The organism is Sporosarcina sp. P1, assembly GCF_002743155.1.
GTDB classification, from domain to species: Bacteria; Bacillota; Bacilli; order Bacillales_A; family Planococcaceae; genus Sporosarcina; species Sporosarcina ureae_B.
Genome location: NZ_PDYS01000013.1, coordinates 1 through 18507 on the forward strand (window position 1 = coordinate 1; position 18507 = coordinate 18507).

Annotated in this window: 13 protein-coding genes; 4 read left to right on the plus strand and 9 right to left on the minus strand. The window is 41.5% G+C overall.

Annotated elements, in window-relative coordinates; translation table 11 throughout:
- Window positions 1-269: hypothetical protein (locus CSV73_RS16750; RefSeq protein WP_233202893.1), on the plus strand; the 269-nt coding region annotated here is incomplete at its 5' end.
- A gap of 417 nt (window positions 270-686) precedes the next feature.
- On the opposite strand, the gene CSV73_RS12215 is transcribed toward CSV73_RS16750, so the two are convergent.
- Together CSV73_RS12215 and aceA are read right to left on the minus strand one after the other, a co-directional pair.
- Window positions 687-1856, minus strand: coding sequence for a pyridoxal-phosphate-dependent aminotransferase family protein (locus tag CSV73_RS12215; protein ID WP_085132937.1), 1170 nt, complete (start codon window positions 1854-1856; stop codon window positions 687-689).
- 225 nt (window positions 1857-2081) lie between these two features.
- Window positions 2082-3362: an isocitrate lyase gene (gene aceA, locus CSV73_RS12220; RefSeq protein ID WP_085132936.1), complete on the minus strand. Its 1281-nt coding sequence runs from the start codon at window positions 3360-3362 to the stop codon at window positions 2082-2084.
- 201 nt (window positions 3363-3563) lie between these two features.
- Here aceA and CSV73_RS12225 point away from each other — a divergent pair, with 201 nt between their 5' ends.
- Complete coding sequence (locus CSV73_RS12225; protein ID WP_232319160.1) at window positions 3564-4238, plus strand: LytTR family DNA-binding domain-containing protein; 675 nt, start codon at window positions 3564-3566, stop codon at window positions 4236-4238.
- Between the two features lie 81 nt (window positions 4239-4319).
- Here the strand turns inward: CSV73_RS12225 and CSV73_RS12230 are convergent, their stop codons facing one another.
- Entirely contained in the window at window positions 4320-5468 is a 1149-nt protein-coding gene (locus tag CSV73_RS12230; RefSeq protein ID WP_085132935.1) for a polysaccharide pyruvyl transferase family protein, read from the minus strand.
- Between the two features lie 122 nt (window positions 5469-5590).
- Window positions 5591-7846, minus strand: a complete 2256-nt coding sequence (locus tag CSV73_RS12235) for an S-layer homology domain-containing protein (protein ID WP_085132934.1) — start codon at window positions 7844-7846, stop codon at window positions 5591-5593.
- A gap of 278 nt (window positions 7847-8124) precedes the next feature.
- Between CSV73_RS12235 and CSV73_RS16360 the strand changes: the two genes are divergently transcribed.
- A complete protein-coding gene (locus CSV73_RS16360) occupies window positions 8125-8562 on the plus strand; it encodes a hypothetical protein (protein WP_143560961.1) in 438 nt (145 codons plus the stop codon).
- Here CSV73_RS16360 and CSV73_RS12240 read toward each other — a convergent pair.
- Entirely contained in the window at window positions 8549-10018 is a 1470-nt protein-coding gene (locus tag CSV73_RS12240) for an O-antigen ligase family protein (RefSeq protein ID WP_085132933.1), read from the minus strand. The genes CSV73_RS16360 and CSV73_RS12240 overlap by 14 nt on opposite strands.
- Before the next feature lie 309 nt (window positions 10019-10327).
- On the opposite strand from CSV73_RS12240, the gene CSV73_RS12245 reads away from it, so the two are divergent.
- Window positions 10328-12352, plus strand: coding sequence for an S-layer homology domain-containing protein (locus tag CSV73_RS12245; RefSeq protein WP_085132932.1), 2025 nt, complete (start codon window positions 10328-10330; stop codon window positions 12350-12352).
- Window positions 12353-12674: 322 nt separating this feature from the next.
- Here the strand turns inward: CSV73_RS12245 and CSV73_RS12250 are convergent, their stop codons facing one another.
- The 4 genes from CSV73_RS12250 to leuB all read right to left on the minus strand — a co-directional run bounded on the left by CSV73_RS12250 (window position 12675) and on the right by leuB (window position 18476).
- Window positions 12675-14939, minus strand: coding sequence for an S-layer homology domain-containing protein (locus tag CSV73_RS12250; protein ID WP_232319159.1), 2265 nt, complete (start codon window positions 14937-14939; stop codon window positions 12675-12677).
- Between the two features lie 281 nt (window positions 14940-15220).
- The gene (gene leuD, locus CSV73_RS12255; protein WP_099627730.1) at window positions 15221-15805 is read right to left on the minus strand and encodes a 3-isopropylmalate dehydratase small subunit; all 585 of its coding nucleotides are present in this window, start codon (window positions 15803-15805) and stop codon (window positions 15221-15223) included.
- Between the two features lie 13 nt (window positions 15806-15818).
- On the minus strand, window positions 15819-17231 hold the full coding sequence (gene leuC, locus CSV73_RS12260) for a 3-isopropylmalate dehydratase large subunit (protein WP_085132930.1): 1413 nt from the start codon (window positions 17229-17231) through the stop codon (window positions 15819-15821).
- Window positions 17232-17375: 144 nt separating this feature from the next.
- Window positions 17376-18476, minus strand: a complete 1101-nt coding sequence (gene leuB / locus CSV73_RS12265; protein WP_085132929.1) for a 3-isopropylmalate dehydrogenase — start codon at window positions 18474-18476, stop codon at window positions 17376-17378.
- Window positions 18477-18507 lie beyond the last annotated feature (31 nt).

Below are 18507 nucleotides of genomic sequence, written 5' to 3' on the forward strand. Positions count from 1 at the left end.
GCTATCACTTGTTTCTTGCGAGTGAAGTGTATGAACTGTCCTACACACTATCTAACGAAGGCGCCTGCTGTGGTAGGCGAAGTAAGGAGACAGAGACAGGCGCACTTCCTGTCTGTGGCTCCTTGCGAAAGCCATCCTCCAGCGCTGCAGTGGGGGCAATGAGCATTACACTTACATTGCTAGCAAAACCACATACTCCTAACAGAAACGTAATCCAACAGCACTACTTCCATTTAAAACAACGATCCAAACTGCCTCACACAAGCTAACGAAGGCGCCTGCTGTGGTAGGCGAAGTAAGGAGACAAAGACAGGCGCACTTCCTGTCTGTGGCTCCTTGCGAAAGCCATCCACCAGCGCCGCAGTGGGGGCAATGAGCATTACACTTACATTGCTAGCAAAACCACATACTCCTAACAGAAACGTAATCCAACAGCACTACTTCCATTTAAAATAACTATCCAAACTGCCCCACACAATCTAACGAAAGCCATCCACCAGCGCCGTAGTGGGGACAATGAGCATTACACTTACATTGCTAGCGAAACCACAAACTCCTAACAGAATCGCAATCCAACAATGACATCTGCCGTCGTAGACTTTGCAAGAAAGTGGATCCAATCACTAGCCGCTTACCAAACTAAAAAACCGTTATAAGAAGCAAGCTTCTCACAACGGATCATTTTATTAGACAATCAGCTGATTAACTTCTTTCGCAAATACACTTTGCGCTTTAGAAATATCTACTTCATGCCCCATCTCGTTCAACGTTTCACCAATTTGCATAACTGCCTTCTCCAGCATATCCGCTGTAGTATTCCCCATATGTCCGATACGGAACGCCTTGCCTGCTAAATGGGCGAGTGAACCGGATAGGACTGTCCCTTTCTCCGCCATAGCCGCACGGAACTTTCCGTCATCAATACCTTCAGGATACAAAATACAGCTCAATGTTGGTGCTGCCACTTCTTCTGTTGCAATCGCATTCATACCATAGACCGCTAGACTCTGTCGGACAGCGCGACCGAATGCTTGATGACGTTGAATTCTCGCGTCTAGCCCTTCTTCCAATACGATACGTAATCCCTCTTCTAACGCATACACTAAGTTGACTGCAGGCGTTGCGAAATATTTTGAAGGATCATGCATGATCGGAATCCAATTATAAATATCACAATAGTAAGCTTGCACTCGCTCCATGGCGGCACGAGCTTCCAAAGCTTTCTGATTAAACGCTACGAGCGCAATGCCTGGTGGAACTCCAATCGCTTTCTGGGATCCAGTCAAGACGATATCAATCGTGTTGCCTACCCCACCGTATTCTTTACTCATATCCTCATCCATTGCAGTAGTCGCACAAACGCCGTCTACAATAACAAGAGCACCATGCTTCTTAATAACGGGCACAACTGCTTCCAAATCAATCCTTACTCCAGTGGAAGTATCTGCGTGCGTCACAGTAACTGCCTTATAATTCCCTTCAGACAATTTCTGGTCGATTTCCTTAGGTGATACTTGCTGACCCCATTCGGATTGTAATACGTCTACTTGAATACCGAATGCTTGTCCCAATTTAATGAAACGGTCTCCGAAGTACCCTTGGCTAACGACGAGAAGTTTTTCTCCTTCAGCAACTGTATTGACAATCGCCATTTCCATTCCGATTGTTCCTGAACCGGCGACTACAAATACTTCACCGTCTGTATTAAAGATCTCTCTCGTTTGATCAATAGTATGTTTATAGATTTTCACAAAACGCGGATCAGTATGTGACCATGTCTCACTGGCCATTGCATCATAGATAGAATCGACTACTGGTGTGGGTCCAGGGATTAACAGCATTTCTTTATTTCTCATTATTTAATTCCTCCTCTTAATGAAGTACATATCTTCTATACTATACAAACTATTTTAACTTTTCAATTAAAAGAAAAGGAGGGATTGGATGTATATATCCAATTCCCTCCACACTTCACACTATCTAATTGAAGATGGTGTGACCCCGTTATCATATGAATACCCCTTTGTTGCAATGAATGAAACTTTCTCCCAAAGGTCACATTCGGTAAAGCAATTATACTATTAGAACTGTGCTGTTTCAGTTGAACCAGACATAGCAGTTGTTGAAGATTGACCTTCAGAGATAACTTGTGTAACTTCGTCAAAGTAACCTGTTCCAACTTCACGTTGGTGACGAGTAGCAGTATATCCTTTTGATTCGTTTTCAAACTCAGCTTGCTGAAGCTCTGAGTAAGCAGCCATTCCGCGAGTTTTGTAGCCATGTGCCAATTCGAACATGCTGTGGTTTAATGAGTGGAAACCAGCAAGTGTTACGAACTGGAACTTGTAGCCCATCTTACCAAGCTCCACTTGGTACTTCGCGATTGTTTCTTGATCAAGATTCGCTTTCCAGTTGAATGATGGTGAACAGTTATAAGCAAGCATTTTTTCAGGGAATTTCGCGTGAATTGCATCAGCGAATTCTTGTGCTTCTTCAAGTGATGGGTGAGAAGTTTCACACCATACTAGATCAGCATATTCAGCATAAGCAAGTCCACGTGCGATTGCTTGTTTGATACCTGGTGTAGTTTTGAAGAATCCTTCGTTCGTGCGCTCTCCCGTGATGAATGGAGCGTCGATTGGATCGATGTCGCTAGTTACCATATCCGCAGCGTCAGCGTCAGTACGAGCGATGATGACTGTATCAACACCTAGTACGTCAGCAGCTAGACGTGCAGCTGTAAGGTTACGAACTGCGTTTTGAGTTGGAAGAAGTACTTTACCACCCAAGTGTCCACATTTCTTTTCTGATGCTAATTGGTCTTCCAAGTGAACACCAGCAGCTCCAGCTTCGATCATGCCTTTCATCAATTCAAACACGTTCAATGGACCACCGAAACCAGCTTCCATGTCAGCTACGATTGGAGCGAACCAATTAAATCCGTCTTCACGGCCTTCAGCATGGTCGATTTGGTCTGCACGTTGAAGTGCTTGGTTGATGCGCTTAACAACTGCAGGTACAGAGTTTGCTGGATATAAACTTTGGTCAGGATACATTTGTCCTGCAAGGTTTGCATCAGCAGCAACTTGCCATCCGCTTAGATAAATAGCTTGTAGACCAGCTTTAACTTGTTGAACTGCTTGGTTACCCGTTAGTGCACCTAGTGCATTAATGAAATCCTCTTCATGAAGAGATTCCCAAAGGCGAGCAGCACCCTTTTCAGCTAGTGTATTTTGAATTAGAAGTGAACCTCTTAGTTTAACTACATCCTCAGCAGTGTAGTTACGTTTGATTCCTTTCCAACGGCTATCCTCGGCCCAGCTTTTCTCCAGTTGTGCAATTTGTTCTTGTCTAGTTGACATTATCTTCACACCTTCCCAATTTTTCAACGGCTAACTGTTACAATCTGTTTCATAACAGCTATCTTCGTTATGTATTACTATATAACAGTGCTTCAGAATTGTCAGTCCATTTCGACAAAAAGGCTTTTTTAGAGGATGAAAGAATGGTAGAATGGATGAAAGGGCATACATTGGAATAAAATTATATAAAAAGGGGATTTTATGAAGATTATGGAAAATATCGATATCCCAAAGAAAATTCTGAATCAATACGCTTCTGTATTAGAAGACTGGGTTCCAAAAGACGCGTCTATAGCTATCGCAGTATCTGAGCAGTATATTTATTATGTTCCAGGCATGCATGATATTCATTTGAAGGAAGGCCAGCATATCCAGACGGGCAGTATCGCGGAAGTTACGATCAAAGATCAGCGCAAAGTGGAAGTTGTCATGGATAATTCCCTTTATGGTACGTCTTACTTCGGTATTGGCTATCCTATTGACGTGCAGGGAGAAAATGGCGCGTTAATCATTATCCTTCCGCCTAACTTCCACGTACTCAAAAAAGCTCAGTTACAGTTCCTAACCGGGAAGAAAGATGATGAGTGGTTCCCCATCCCTTTAGACCAAGTCAGTTATGTAGAAAGTTTACATAAGAAAACATGGTTTTACACAGCGGGTGAGAATTATAATATTAGTTTCACGCTGAAAGATTTACACCTTCGTTTGCCGCGGTATTTCCTACGTATTCATCGTTCATACATTATTAATATGAATTGTATTGAAAAGATTTCGCGAGACTTTTCTTCGAATCTTGTAATTAAACTAAAAGACGGTACGGAATTGCCAGTTAGTCAAACGTATGTGAATGAAGTGCGGTCGCTTTTAGGTTTTTAATATAAAAAAGACTGAACACCATTCCAAGTAATTCTCGGTTGGTCTTCAGTCGGAGCATATGACTCATTTCATATGCTTTTTTTATTTGTTCTTTTTAATTGCGTCCGTAAATTGTTTTGTCCCTTTCATCGCTTCTTTATATAATGAAGCGGAAAGTTCTGCGGTTTTTGCACATGTACCTTGCCAGTCTACTGCCAGTGCATCAAAAGCTTTAGTGAAGTGATCGTCCGCTGTATGCATTTCACCAATTGGAATCGCCACATCTGATAGATCTGCAAGTTTCATGAAGTCTGTCACTTTATGATGGTAGCAGACCGCGATAACAGGTGTTGCCGTGCATGTTGCTAAGATCAACGAGTGCAATCTTGTGCCAATTACTATATCTTGTTCAGCAGAAATTTGCAGTAAATCTACTGGTAATAAATTACGATCGATTATAGTCGTTTTTTGAGCTTCCTTCATTAAGGATTGAATATCTTTCGTAACATCGGCATCTTGAGGGAACTTTGTAGCAAAGAATGTGATTTCTACAGGATGTTTAGCCGCTAATTCATCTAAGTTTCTCGCCATTCCTTCTATATATTGTTGATAGATATCTTCTTTGCTTTCCGGCCAGTAGCCAGCATGATAATAGGGTACAGCTGTAATCCCGATTTTCAACGGACGATCAGCTGTCACTGTGCGCTCACGTTTTAATGAAAATGCCGGATCCCCTATCACTTCCACAGGTTTCTGTACGCCTACTGACTTCAATAATTCAGCGGATTCAGGATCTCTCACTGAAATACTTTCAGCATGTTTGCTCATATACCGGATGAACCATTTGCCTAACTCACTGCTAAGAGGTCCTGCCCCACAGCCATAAATGACATAAGGGACACCAGAATTTTTAGCCATCATAGCGTATGATCCGTATAATGGTGCTTCGCGTTTATACAGATCCATTAGAATTCCGCCACCACCTATAATCAACAAGTCGAAGGTTTTAACAATCTTTTTGTTTTGAAGGTATGTAGCACCAAACGTTTTCACTGCGTTGCCTTTTTTATAATATAAAGGTGCACTCATTACTTGATAGCGCTTCGCAGTTTGCTTCGGGTTATTGCTGAATACCGTAATGACGTCACTTGGGACATTGAACGTCGATGTAACTTGTGAAATAAGACTCAATAAAATGGCTTCATCGCCATTATTGTCATTTCCGTAGTTCCCTACTATTCCTATTTTCAATTTATACCATCCTCTGCAGTTCATTTGCTATAAGTATAGCAGAGTGACCTTTTATAGTGTATTCAAAAGACAGAGAAGCCTTCCAATCCAAGAACACACCAAGGATTGGAAAGCTTCTATTATTACTTTTCTATACTTCTATATAAGAACGCACTGAATTGAGCACGGTTGACCGGCTTGCCTGGCATGAATTCCCCTTTTTCATTTCCAGTTGTAATGCCGTGGTTTGCCAAAATATGAATTTGCTTGTACGCACCATGCTGTGGGGAAACGTCTATGAATTTCTTCGCAGACTCTCCTTCTAAATTATAGGCTTTGACTAAAATCATCGCCATCTGCGAACGAGTCAACTGTCCTGTCGGATTAAATGTCCCATCAGAATAACCGCCTACGATATTGGCATTGGCGATCGCACTGATTTCTTTGTAATAGCGATGTGTCTTTGGAACATCACTGAATTCTTTACGTGCTTCCTCTGCCGGTGATAAATTGAAAGCTCGGCTTAAAATCAATGCCGCGTGCTCTCTTGACAAAGTGTTACCCGGATTGAATGTTCCGTCTGTATCTCCATTAATAATACCTCGATCACGTAAGAAATAGATTTCTGTCGCGTACGCATACGATAAAGGTACATCTTTGAACAATTCTTTATTCGGATTATCTATAATAGGTGGCGCAGGTGGGCCTTCAGTGGATTTCACTTCAACCGGTACAGAAATCACTTTCTTGCCAAGAGTCGCCTGCACTTGCCCTTTACCAACTGTTGTTGCCGTAAACGTTCCAGATGAAGTAATCGAACCAATATTACCTGTGACACTCCATACTAATTGGTGTGGTTGATAGATGATCGGTTTACCGGAAGCATCTGCCGGAGTAGCAGTAAATGTGATTTTTTCACCTGGCTTGACACTTGTTGCAGAAGACTTCACGTCGAGTCTTGCAGGTTGGTCAATGACCGTGATGGGGAAAGATTGTTCAGCTAATCCGTAGTTGACGCTGATGCGATCTTCTCCTGCCTGAACCGCTTTATATGTCAGACCTGTTCCTTCAACCGTTCCTTTTGCAGACGTCGTTTTCAATTGGGAAGCGCTCGGCACAATGGGATTATAATGCGCATCCAATACATGATTGATTTTCAAATCGGCTGTAGCACCGACCAACATTTCTCCCATTTGAGAACGGGAAACACTCACATGTGCTGGTTGCCCAGTTGGTGCGGTACTTACCGCTTCGAGAATTGCCGAGATATTTCGTTGTGTCGAATTGGATGTACGATTAGCCAATACTACTTCGTTACTGCCATAATTGCGAATTCCCATCGTAGTAGACCCGCCACCGTCAAAGTTCAACGCGCGGTCATATCCTTGTGATACAAGATAATTTGCAAATTGGATCAATGTCATGCCGTTACTATATCCTGCTCTTGAATCAACGGTCACCATATGAACTTGCTTTTTATCTTTACTGATTGCAATAGCCGTTCTAGCCGTCTTTGCGGTCGCACGCCAGTTATTCGTATCCATCGTGATATGGCGTTGTCCGTCTTTCACAAGCATCGGCCCACTCGCCATCATAAATTCAGAGTCTTTCCATTTATCATCGATTGATAGATTCAAGGACAGCGGATCTCCAACAGCGACGGATTTGAATCGTTCCAATCCTTTTTTCCCATGGATAGATACAACAAAACCATTTTTCGGTATCGTTGCTGCCTGCTTATCGCCGTAACCACGTACTTTGACCACTTTACCTTGAAGTTGCTGCCCATAATGGGTCGATGTGATCGGCGCATCTGTTTCAACGACTAATTCAATGCCGTATTCATTGGAACCGGTTGAGTTTTTCACATGCTGCGGAGTGAAGATGATGGTTTCATCCGCCTGACGCTCACGGTTAAGGCCCGTCATTTGAAAGACATTACCATTGACTCCCACTTCAATTCCTAGATTGAAATAATCAATTTCGGAAAGACCATTACTCGTCACACCAAATGCAATTGGATGGCTGACATAGAATGAACTTGCATTCGAGATGACACCACCATTAACGATTTCATTACCTTCGGACAACAGATACATCGGCATACCTGTGTTCATATCGAAAAACGAAGTGTTTACTGCACCTACAACGCGATGACCTTCTTTTGAATCGCGGTTTGCCAAAGTCAATGTAGGGGCTGTTTTCGAAATAGGTGCGGGAAGACCCATTTTCAATTTCGTGAATGGATCACTGAGATTCACGCCTATGTGATTGATGTGACTACTTGCTGAATATGTATAGTGAGAATAAGTAACACCTGAAGACACGGGGTAACTAGAAACAACTTTCGTGCTCGCCGCCGCTGAAAATGGCAATGAAATGAGCATAGCTGCTGACATAGCGGTAACGACTACCTTCCGCTTCGTGCGAGACAGCAAAGTATTTTGTACGATAACACAACTCCACCTTTCCTACTCTTATCAATCTCTAGTCTATCAAATAAGGCCTATGTTTTCATGCACCGTTTGAACGAAATAAGTAAAGAAAAGCAGAATTGTGGAATTTGAGAGAGATATAGGGATCTTATGAATTGGTGGTTTGGATTTATGATGCTTATCACTTATTTTAGCTCGAGACGTGGATCTTGGATGAAACAATGAGCGGGTTTTAGTCTGTATTGAGCGGTTACCGCGTGACTTTGAGCGGATTCCAAACAACATTGAGCGATTACCACGGGGCTATGAGCGGATTCCAAACAACATTGAGCGATTACCACGGGGCTATGAGCGGATCCCAAACAACATTGAGCGATTACCACGGGGCTATGAGCGTTTTCCAAACAACATTGAGCGATTACCGCGTGACTTTGAGCGGATTCCAAACAACATTGAGCGATTACCACGGGGCTTTGAGCGGATTCCAAACAACATTGAGCGATTACCACGGGGCTATGAGCGGATCCCAAACAACATTGAGCGATTACCGCGTGGCTATGAGCGGATTCCAAACAACATTGAGCGATTACCACGGGGCTATGAGCGGATTCCAAACAACATTGAGCGATTACCGCGTATCTCCCCCCAAAAAAACCTACGAATGGATTAACCATTCGTAGGTTTCGATGTGTCTTGCTGCTTGCTAAACGCAACAAATGCACCAAGCAAGATAAAGTAAAACAATGTATACATCTTCAGTTCCCAAATATTATAGTACATTCCGGAAACGCCTGTTGAAAACCATAGTGCAATCATAAATACACCGAAATTCGTGTGACGTGATTTCCAGAAGTACCACAACATACTTAGTAAGAAGAGCGCGAAAATCAATACTCCGATTATGCCGGTTTCTGCAATCACTTGAATATATTGATTGTCTGAGTAGAAATACTTCCCACCGTAAATATCCGAATTGATACCATAATGGTCATAAATCGGTGACCCATACGATAATGTGGCTGAACCGCCGAATGAACCGAATCCTGTTCCCGTTATAGGATGATCACCGAAGATCTCAAACCCTTTACTAATATAGAAAAACCTCCCGCTCTCAGTCATGAGCGCTAAGTTCTTCTCATCAAACGTTTCACCGAAGCGTCCCCCGATACTCCCCGCTCCGCTAGGCTTTTCATCAACTGTCACACCTAACTCTGTTATATATTGTACAGCTAAATTTACTGGATAATATATCAAGATAATTGATGCGACACCTGCAATCACTAGTCGTTTCAGAAGATACCATTTTTTCGTCATAAGGATAAAGACAATACCGAACACCACTGCCGAAATCCAAGTTCCTCTTGAATAAGTAAGAACTAGAATACCGAAGAACAATACGAGTAATACACGGAATGTCCATTTGTATTTATTCTGCTGGTAAACATGTTGCAAATAAACGATCCCGATAATCCCGAAAAATAGGGATAATGCCAAAGAGTTCGGATTACCGGTAAGTCCGTAAATACGCACAGCATTTGTTGCAGATAAAACTTTATACTTCCATTCTTCAGGAAGCAACCACTGACGCAATGACAGTTTTTCCACTAAACCATGAAGCGACATCACAATGTTTAAAAACACTGTCACCCACGCAAGTTGTTGTAGCCATTTGTTCGTCAATGTCATTCTTGAAATGATGTAGTAAAGCAAATACATAATCAAAAATGTTCGAACTTGGAAAATAATAGAAGTCGGTGTGACATCGTTCAAGAATCCTACGATCGAGCCAAATAAAATAAAGGCAAAGTAAGACCACTCAAACCATTTGAATGTAAATAGAGAACGAATATTATGTCGGTACTGGAACAATGTCCACGCAAATACGACAAAAATAATTAAATCTCCTATTAACTTCATCCCACTATTCACTTCTAGCAAAAATGGTCGGATGTTGACGTAGATAACCAGAAATAGAATACTTTGCTGGGGTTTAATGATAGAAAATAGGACAAAAAATAAGGCCGTTCCGAGTAATGCTATCTTTGACGGCAGCAATAGTGCAATGATCATCACTGCTACTGCAATCAGTATGGTACTTGTGTTTTGTTTTTCTAATCGTTGTTTCCATATATTCATTAGTCTATAAAACCCTTTCTACGCTTGCTAGTTCCTTGTTGCATTATATCACTATCTAGGACGGAATAGTGAAAGCATTCGTTGCATCTTTTCAAATAATTGTAGATTGTCGTTTATTGTTATATTTGGTATTTCAACCTTCAAGCGTATTTTCAATAATTGGTATGCCCTTTTATCCTACCGTTCTAGTAATACCACTCATTATACAGGAATTAATTACAATAATAGTCTATTAATATACCAAAAGGTGCTTACCAATAATAGTCCTTTCTGCTACAATAGTAGGAGATTTATATAGGAGGTTTTGATTTGAAACGTTTGATTACATTACTGACACTTTCGCTTTTGCTAGCTTCTCCTATCTTCACACCAGTGGCAAGTGCAAATGATTTCACTGGTCATCAAATGCAGCAAGAACTGACATTTTGGGTAGATAAAGGCGTGATACAAAAGGATGCAAAAGGGAATGTCTATCCGAATCGTGCGGTCACGCGAGGAGAATTTGCTTCGTATTTGGCACGTTCACTCGAATTACCTGCTTCGACAAGATATACCTTTAAGGATTTAAAAGCAAATCATTCCCGCACTATTGAGATTCAAAATGCTGCAGGTGCTGGAATTTTAGCAGGATATCCTGATGGTACATTCAAGGCGAATCAGCAGATTACTCGACAGCAAATGGCAGGAATGATATTTAAAGCATTCCGCTTCCTTGATATCTCTGTCAATACACCTACAGTTCAATTTAAAGATAGCAAGAAAATCTCTTCGAACTTCATACCGGCTGTATCTGCGGCTTCTTCATTGAATATCATACGAGGAGATCAAGGGTATTTCAAACCGACAAGTAACGCAACGATTGCTCATGCTTCTGCATTTTTATTCCGTATGTTCGCAGTCGCTGACGGAAAAGGCAATACTCGTCCCCCAACGGATGTTGGCGGTACGGAAAACCCTAAAGTGCATAAAGTCAGCGCCATTTCAAACAATCAGCTGAATGTAACAAATGAATCATACCTCACGTTTGAAGATGCATTGGCAGCATATAATGCTTCTTCAAACATTCAGGCGATTTCCGTTAATAATACAATCATCAAAATGAAGTCAGGTCAGGCATTTGCTTCAGAAAACCCAAAGCAGTATACGTCACTATATAGTGACCCCACATTAAAAAACGAAGTGACATATATCCAGAAAGGGTATGAACTGGACTATGTAGGCAGTAGCGCAGAACGTGTTGTAGTAGACGTAGGCGGCTATACCTATTATGCAAAACACGATGAAATCGATCTAGTCCCTTCATTATTATCTAAAGGGGCAAGCCAGTATAAAGTAACAAGCGACGGCTTACTCATTCACCAACCATATTATCGTACGTACGATGCCAAGACGAAACAATATAAAGGCAGTTACGCAGAGTATACAGTAGGCCCAGCTTCTCCCGCAATGAAAAAAGGACAGACCTATACAAGTAACGATGGCGTTCATTTTAAAGAATTGAACGGTACGGCGACTATTACCTATTATCCGTATTTCCAATTCCAATCCGTGCGTCAGCCTTCTACTTACACTGGACAGGAACTGGATCGTTTTATTTCTAATGCATTACAAGCCAGACAAAAAACAGGTATTGCACGCTATAAAAATGCTACAACTAAGTCGAAATTAATCGGATTGGGTACGTATGTGAAACAAATGGAAAAACAGCATAACGTCAATGCGATGTTCATTTTAGCAACCGCTATACATGAGAGTGATTATGGAATGAGTGGCAATGCACAGCAGAAAAACAACATTTTCGGTATCCGCGTATTTGATTCTTCACCAGATAAAGGTGAAGTCTATAGTAATCCGACGAAAAGTGTCGATGCATTCATCACACGCTACATCAACTTAAACTATGCGAATCCACTCGGTGCTTATGCCAATGGTGCAGCTCCAGGAAATAAAGCTGTCGGCTTCAATATGAAGTATGCATCGGATCCTTTCTGGGGAAGCAAGATTGCGGGCCATATGTGGCGGATCGATCAGTTCCTAGGTAATAAAGATGCGAACCAAGCGCAATTAGCTGTGATTTCCTATACAGGCAATACAGCAGTTAATATTCGGACAAGCCCTGAAACGGGGAATAAAAATAATATTCTATTCTCTTACAAGCCCAAGCATCCAGGTAATCTGGCAGCATTCGGCTATCCACTAATTGTTACGGATCGTACGACTGGCGCAGATGGTTTTGTTTGGTACAAGGTGCGTCTGGATATCAATCCAGGGACACAACAAATCAACGAACCATATGGCTGGATCCGTTCCGATCTAGTGACGCTTATTAATTAAATAGACCGTGAAACCACCATCTCCAGTAGCTTAGGATATGGTGGTTTTTAGTGTGTAGAATGATTTAAGAAGAAGAAATGCTCATAGTTCCGTGATATCCGCTCATAAACCTTCAAAAGTGCTCTATAATCCTTCGAAAACGCTCTATCTAACTAAGTAATCGCTCTATGAACCTCAGCAAGCGCTCTATACACGTCAGTAACCGCTCTATTCATCTTCACCAGGATACCCCTCAATCCATCTATAATTGCCATCCCCCTTAATTGCTCAGTAAAACAACAAAACACCATCTCCTAGACGAACGGAGATGGTGTTGGCTTCATTATAATGCGTCTGTATACTCTTTACCTGCTGGCAATAAGTGAGACATGTTGATACGTTTCAAACCTTCTTTGATTTTCGTCGTATAACCTTTTTTCGTACTGTTCAAATAACCAGCCTTCGATTTAATCATCCGCTCAAATACTTTAGCTTTCGACTGATCGACTTGTGACCATTTTTCATAAGAATAAATTAAGTCTTCTAATGTCAGATGAACATAATCTGTTCCTGAAAATTGACCATTTGGGGCACGTTTGTACCAAATGTCCCCATTTGGACGCGTCCATTTCTTTTCTTCAAAGCGAATCGCTTTTTCAATGGCACTGGCATTTTCCAAATAGACCGGATCATTGAACTCCTGGAATGCAAGCAAGAGAATGTTCATGCCGCCTAGTAAATGATTCATTGACGTATGGGTCTTCACTTGTGATTTTGCCGGGAAGTAATCCGGAATATAATAGGCAGTTGGAGACAAGAAGTTTACATTCCCTTTTCTATGTTGCTGAACAAGCAAGTTCGCATAGTTACGTAAGCCTTCGTTGTAATCTTTATGATTGAATGCTTTGCCACCATTATAAAGGAATAGTGCAATCTGTTCATTGAAGCGTGTATCGACGAATGGCGCTGTAAAGCCATATAAATTCGTCAAATACGTACTAGTCACTTCAGTTTCCCAATACGGCTTACTTCCTCTAAAGATAGCTAAGTTCGTAAAGGAGTTATGCAAAATATCTTCATAATAGCGTTCTTTCGTTTGGTTGTATAACAACATGACACGATCTTCTTTTACTAAAAGTAAATTACGACCATATCCTCGCCCTGAAGCAGGCATCGGCTCGATAGTGGTTGCCATCTTATTGTATGGCCCTTGTGCTGTATACCATTTATTGCGCTTTTTATAGTTGGTAATGGACTCACGAAGCCATGAATCCAATCTTTCTTTTGACGAAAAGAGTTTTTTATTGGATGAAAGATACCATTGATCCACTACATCGTACCCTCTAGAGTTTAACTCATACACTGATACACGATTATCACCCATAAGAATATTGCTGTACGATTCTTTCTCGTCCTGGAGTTCTCGTGTTCTGCTGACTGCACCATTACGGTATTTTAACTCAAGCTCACGTGAACGATAGGTTTTTGATATCATTTGCTGTCCAGTACCTTGTTGCGAAATCGTTTCAAGAACACCAACTGGCGAAGTAGCAATATCGAATCCGAATGTTTCATCTACATCTTTTTTCATAGGGAACTTATCGAAACGTTCCATCGAATTCGTTTTAATATCTCCATCAATTCGTACCAAGTCGACACGAATCGGCAGACGGTCAGGGTTTCTCAACTCTACGAATGTAAAGTAATCGCCATTTGGCAATTCGCGTTTCGTTACAGTGACTCTCGTATTTTTTCTTTCACTGACACCATAGACATAAATATGATCCGTTGCATGTCCATGGGCTTTTACTCGCTTAGCTGTTAAAGACATGAAATGGTTTGACCGCAAGTATGTCTGTCCTTCTTGCGTTAGGGGGACTTCCGTAAGAAATTGATTAAAACGTATCGGATCAAATTTCCCCATAGTTTGTATTTTATTGAAAACAATCGGTTGCTTTTTTTCAAGAAGTCCTGCTTGAATCATTGCTCTATGTAGGAATACAGCGAATGAACCACGGTTTACGGAAAGTTTTGGAGCAAAGGATCCGTCCTCCTTACCTGTGGTAATGCCGTGTTGCATAAGTACTTTGACGCCATATCTGTGAGATTCACTAATTTTATTCTCATCAGTAAATTGTACTTTTTCACCTGTGTCTTTTAATTTAAATGCATGAACTAGCACACTGGCCATTTGTTCACGTGTTAATTCATCACTTACACCGAAGTTACCATCGGGCTTTCCTTTAAATATACCTTCTTGATAAGTAGACATGGCACCGCGTAAGTAAGATGACTTTGCGCTGACATCCTTGAATATCGGCTGGTAGGGAGCTTCCGGTAATTTCAAGGCCGCAGTCAGCAAGTTTGCTGCTTGTCCACGTTTAATACTGATGCCTGGTCGGAATTGCAAATCTTGGTATCCGTTAATGATTCCTTCTTCCACGAGCTGCATTACTTCATCTTTTGCCCAATATTCATTCCCTACATCGGAGAAACGTTGGTTTACCGTTTCCGCTTGCGCATGTATTGGTAGTACAATGAAGCATAACATCACGATGAGAAAAGAATTAAAAATAGCGAATGTACTTTTCTTTGATGCGCTGAACATCTTAAAAATCAACTCCAGTCTTTGAATTTCTTGATTTTAGTATGTAGTTTCCTTCGACAATTATAGCATACCAAACATTTCATTTGGGCTTTCATTGTAAAGGAAGAATACTCCATACTGTAAAGCTGTGATACGTACTTAGGCTACTTTTCAATTCATTGTAACCGCAGCGTACAGACGTAGAAAAATAGAAATAGTTTCAAAATTTTACACTTTACCTTCACTATTTATGCCCACACGAAAAAACAGTTCATGCTAAGTAAGCGATGAACTGTTTTGAGTTATGCATGTTTTTGTTCGTACTCTGTAATCTTATCTTCATATTGGAAGGTCAGGGAAATCTCATCCCACCCGTTCAACAACATCTTTTTATTATACGGATCAATATCAAAGCTATACACCGAACCATCCTCACCTGCTACAGTCTGGTCCTCGAGACTCACTGTTAATGTATACGGGGCTTTTTTCCCTTTTTGTAGAAACTCATCAATTTCTGCAACAGATAGCCTAATCGGTAAAATGCCGTTCTTGAAGCAATTACTATAGAATATATCTGCAAAGCTTGGTGCAATAACAACTCGGAATCCGTAATCCAAAATTGCCCAAGGTGCGTGTTCGCGAGATGATCCACAACCGAAGTTATCATGTGCAACTAGGATAGTTGAACCATCGTATCGAGGATCATTTAACACGAACTCTTCATTTTTTGTACCATCTGCATTAAAACGCCAGTGATAGAATAAATATTTCCCGAAACCAGTGCGCTCAATACGTTTCAAAAATTCCTTGGATATGATCTGATCTGTATCTACGTTATTTTTATCTAAAGGAGTGAGTACACTCTCTATTTTATTAATTGGTTCCATCTGAATACCCTCCTCAAATTTGCACAGCTGCTTCGATTTTACGAACATCTACGAAATGTCCATGTAGGGCAGCCGCTGCAGCCATGGATGGGCTGACTAGATGTGTGCGTGAGCCTGCACCTTGGCGTCCTTCAAAGTTCCGGTTGGATGTAGAAGCACAACGTTCGCCAGCTGGTACTACATCATCGTTCATAGCCAAGCACATACTGCATCCCGACTCTCTCCACTCAAAACCAGCGTCCAGGAAGATCTTATCAAGTCCGATCTCTTCTGCCTGCTTTTTCACTGTACGTGAACCAGGTACAACAATTGCAGTCACAGTCGGATGAACATGTTGACCTTTTACCACTTTCGCCGCTGCTTCCAAATCGCTAAGACGCGCATTTGTACATGAACCAATGAATGCGTGCTGAATTTCAATATCAGTTAACGCCATTCCTTCTTCAAGTCCCATATACTCCATTGCAGAACGAAGTGCAGATTTATCAGTTTCGGATACATAGTCTGCAGTCGTAGGGATGTTAGCCGATATTCCAGATCCCATCGATGGGTTCGTTCCCCACGTTACGAATGGTTCGATTTCATCTGCATGAATTTCAAGCACTTGATCATATTTTGCATCTTCATCCGTATTCAATGCGAGCCAACGCCCTGCTGCCGCTTCGAATTCTTCGCCCTGCGGTGCATAACGACGACCACGCAAATAATTGATTGTTGTTTCATCGGGGCCAATTAAACCAGCTTTCGCCCCTGCTTCTATTGACATATTACAAATGGTCATACGTTCTTCCATTGTAAGTCCACGAATTGCTTCTCCTGTATACTCGACAATATGTCCAGTACCCACGCCAATTCCAAACTTTGAAATGATCGCGAGAATAATATCTTTAGCTGTTACGCCAAACCCAATTTTGCCTGTTACGCGAATCTCCATCGTTTTCGGTTTACTTTGCCATAATGTTTGCGTAGATAATACGTGCTCTACTTCACTTGTGCCGATACCGAACGCAATGGCTCCAAACGCACCGTGTGTTGATGTATGGCTATCACCACAAACAATCGTCTTTCCTGGTTGTGTCAATCCTAACTCAGGACCGATAATATGCACAATACCTTGGTCTGGATGTTGCATATCTGCCAATTGCACACCAAACTCTTCACAGTTTTTTTGAAGTGTCGTGATTTGTTTTTTTGCAATCGGGTCATTGATTACCGGTAAGTTCTTTGTCGGGACGTTGTGATCCATCGTCGCAAAGCAAAGATCCGGACGACGCACTTTGCGATTTGCGAGACGTAATCCTTCAAATGCCTGCGGTGATGTGACTTCATGAATCAGATGTAGATCAATATACAATAGATCCGGCTTTCCCTCTTCTTCGTACACAATATGCTCATCCCATATTTTTTCAATAATTGTTTTAGCCATAATTGTTTCCCCTTCCAAGCCATTACCATAATAATGTGTGGCATCTGTTTCAACACGTCAGTCTGATCCCTACCTACACACAAAGGGCGCACCAGTTTCGGTATGCCCTCATGTGCATGTCGAGACTTAGACAGCGTTATTTTTTTAAATATACGAATACATAATACTATTCGAAACGAACTGAAGATCTAATTCATCTACAATCTTATCTGTCCATTCTTTAGTCGTTAATGAACGTTGGTCTTTGCCAGCCAAATCTGCTGTAAAGTGACCTTCTTCGAATACTGTATTAACAGCCTTTTCAATGGCTGTCGCTTCAGTTTCTAATCCAAATGAATACTTCAACATCATTGCGACAGAAAGAATTGTCGCTGCTGGATTTGCTATCCCTTGCCCTGCTACATCCGGTGCTGAACCGTGCACTGGCTCGTATAAACCTAAACCATCTGAACGGACACTCGCTGAAGGTAATAATCCAAGTGATCCTGTAATTACAGACGCTTCATCACTCAAAATATCTCCAAACATATTCTCTGTAACGATTACATCGAAATAGGCGGGATTTGTAATTAATTTCATTGCTGCGGAATCCACTAACTGATGCTCTACTTCCACATCTGGATACTGCGCTTTTTTCTCTTCTACAATCTTTCTCCAAAGCTTACTGGATTCGAGCACATTCGCTTTGTCCACAGAAGTTACTTTGCCTTTACGTAGGCGAGCCAACTCGAAACCTTTGTCGACAATACGTTCGATTTCTTCACGTGTATATACAAGCGTGTCAACAGCTGATTGATCTGTATGACGGCTCGGTTTACCGAAGTATAGACCTCCAGTTAATTCCCGAACAATCATCATATCGACTTCCTTGACGATTTCTTCTTTTAAAGGAGAAGCTTGGATCAAAGAAGGCACAGCTGCAACAGGTCGAAGGTTTGCAAATAGATCGAAATGTTTACGTATCGCAAGCAACCCTTTTTCCGGTCGTAATTCAGATGGATTCTGATCCCATTTAGGACCACCCACTGCTCCTAGAAGAATGGCGTCGCTTGACTCACATAACTCGATTGTCTCTTTAGGAAGTGGATTATTCTTTTCATCAATCGCTGCTCCACCAATTAGTCCATATTCTGTATGGAATGTATGGTTAAAACGTCTGCCGATCACTTCCAATACTCTGACTGCCTCTGCTACTACCTCGGGGCCTATGCCGTCTCCGGGTAATACTGCTACTTTCTTTTCCATAGAACTTCTCCTCCTTGATCAATCTCGTATC

Coding starts and splice junctions, on each gene's coding strand:
- CSV73_RS12215 (WP_085132937.1), bottom strand. CDS start 1,856: ATGAGAAATAAAGAAATGCTGTTAATCCCTGGACCCACACCAGTAGTC.
- aceA (WP_085132936.1), bottom strand. CDS start 3,362: ATGTCAACTAGACAAGAACAAATTGCACAACTGGAGAAAAGCTGGGCC.
- CSV73_RS12225 (WP_232319160.1), top strand. CDS start 3,564: ATGAAGATTATGGAAAATATCGATATCCCAAAGAAAATTCTGAATCAA.
- CSV73_RS12235 (WP_085132934.1), bottom strand. CDS start 7,846: ATGTCAGCAGCTATGCTCATTTCATTGCCATTTTCAGCGGCGGCGAGC.
- CSV73_RS12240 (WP_085132933.1), bottom strand. CDS start 10,018: ATGAATATATGGAAACAACGATTAGAAAAACAAAACACAAGTACCATA.
- CSV73_RS12250 (WP_232319159.1), bottom strand. CDS start 14,939: ATGTTCAGCGCATCAAAGAAAAGTACATTCGCTATTTTTAATTCTTTT.
- leuD (WP_099627730.1), bottom strand. CDS start 15,805: ATGGAACCAATTAATAAAATAGAGAGTGTACTCACTCCTTTAGATAAA.
- leuC (WP_085132930.1), bottom strand. CDS start 17,231: ATGGCTAAAACAATTATTGAAAAAATATGGGATGAGCATATTGTGTAC.
- leuB (WP_085132929.1), bottom strand. CDS start 18,476: ATGGAAAAGAAAGTAGCAGTATTACCCGGAGACGGCATAGGCCCCGAG.